Annotated in this window: 1 protein-coding gene; it reads left to right on the top strand. The window is 67.8% G+C overall.

The features are described 5' to 3' along the window. Window positions 1-127: 127 nt before the first annotated feature. The gene (locus GA0115254_RS28800; protein ID WP_093898208.1) at window positions 128-1,525 is read left to right on the top strand and encodes an IS1380 family transposase; all 1,398 of its coding nucleotides are present in this window, start codon (window positions 128-130) and stop codon (window positions 1,523-1,525) included. The last annotated feature ends 163 nt before the right edge of the window (window positions 1,526-1,688 follow it).

Here is a 1,688-nt window from a genome sequence, read left to right on the forward strand (position 1 = left end):
CTAAGCCTTGATCCACCGGCCAGAGCCTTGTGGATAGCGGCTAGGAAAACGAGGAAGTGCCTTGTGACCTGCGATGATGGGAGTTCTTCAGGCTTCCAGCACGCACAATCAGCAAGGCACTTCCGAGATGCAAGTTTCCCATACGTCAGCGGCGGTCTCCGCTGCGTTCGATGAACCGAATCTGATCGCGCATGCCGGGCTGGTCCCGGTGATGCGGCTGGCCGAGCGGTGCGGTCTTTCGCGTCTGGTGGCCGAGAAGGTGAAGCTGACCGGCGCAAGCAACGGCGCGGGTTCGGCGGCGGACGCCAAGGTCACCAGCATCGTCGCGGGCATGGCCGCAGGCGCGGACAGCATCGACGACCTCCACGTCCTGCGCCATGGTGCGATGCCGGCCGTGTTCGCGGGCATCCGTGCCCCGTCCACGCTGGGCACGTTCCTGCGCGCCTTCACCCACGGCCACGCTCTCCAACTCCACGCCGTGCACCGCCGGTTCCTTGGCGCACTGGCCGCACATACCCCGCTGCTGCCCGGCGCCGACGCGATGGCGTTCATCGACATCGATTCCACCCACAAACGTGTCTACGGACGTGCCAAGCAGGGCGCCGAGTACGGCCGCTTCAAAGGCATCCGCACCCTGCACCCGCTGCTCGCCACGATCTGCACCCCGCAGTCGAGACCGGTGATCGCCGGAGTCCGCATGCGACGCGGCAGGGCCGCCGACGCCCGCGGCGCCCCCAAATTCGCCAGCGAAGCCCTGGCCACCGCCGTTGAGGCCGGCTGCACCGGCACCCGAATCCTGCGCGCGGACTCCCAGTTCTACAACGCCGGTGTGATCGCCGCCTGCCGCCGGACCGGGGCCCACTTCTCAATCACCACCGGCATGAACCCCTCCATCAAACGGGCAGTCCTCAGCATTCCCGACGAGGAATGGCAGCAGATCAGCTACCCGACCGCGGTGCCCGATCCGGAGACCGGCGAACTCATCTCCGACGCCGAAGTCGCCGAGATATCCCAGTACACCGCGTTCGCCAGCCGCAAGAAAGCAGAGCGGGTCACCGGGCGGCTGATCGTGCGCCGCGTCCGTGACCTGGCCAAACCCGCCGTCGTGGGTGCGCAGGGCGAGCTGTTCCCCGTCTGGCGCTACCACCCGTTCTTCACCGACAACCCCGCCGAGATGCTCCGGGCCGAGCGGGAACACCGTCACCACGCGGTGATCGAGCAGGTCATCGCGGACAGCAAAGCCTCCGCCCTGGCACACCTGCCCTCCGGGCACTTCCATGCCAACGCCGCTTGGCTGACCCTGTGGGCGATGACCTACAACCTGCTGCGGGCCACCGGCGCAGTGACCTCCGCCTTCCACGCCAAGGCCACCACCGCCACCCTCCGCACCCACCTGGTCCAGGTCCCGGCCCGGATCGCCCGCTCCGCACGACGTATCACCCTGCACCTGCCACACAACTGGCCCTGGCGGCACGCCTGGACACACCTCTTCGACACCGCCCACGGCCCACCCGCACCGGCCTGATCCCCCTGCCCACCCCGCCCGCCAGGGCCCGATCGGAACCGAACCGTGGAAAAGCTGGGCAGACCAGCGGCTACAACCTGCCCATGCCCAACCGCCGACCTGAAACCGGCTCGAAGCCGGTCAGAAGATCACTCCCCAAACCACGTCGGTGGATCAAGGCTAA

The organism is Streptomyces sp. Ncost-T10-10d, from assembly GCF_900091955.1.
Lineage (GTDB): Bacteria > Actinomycetota > Actinomycetes > Streptomycetales > Streptomycetaceae > Streptomyces.

Coding starts and splice junctions, on each gene's coding strand:
- GA0115254_RS28800 (WP_093898208.1), top strand. CDS start 128: ATGCAAGTTTCCCATACGTCAGCGGCGGTCTCCGCTGCGTTCGATGAA.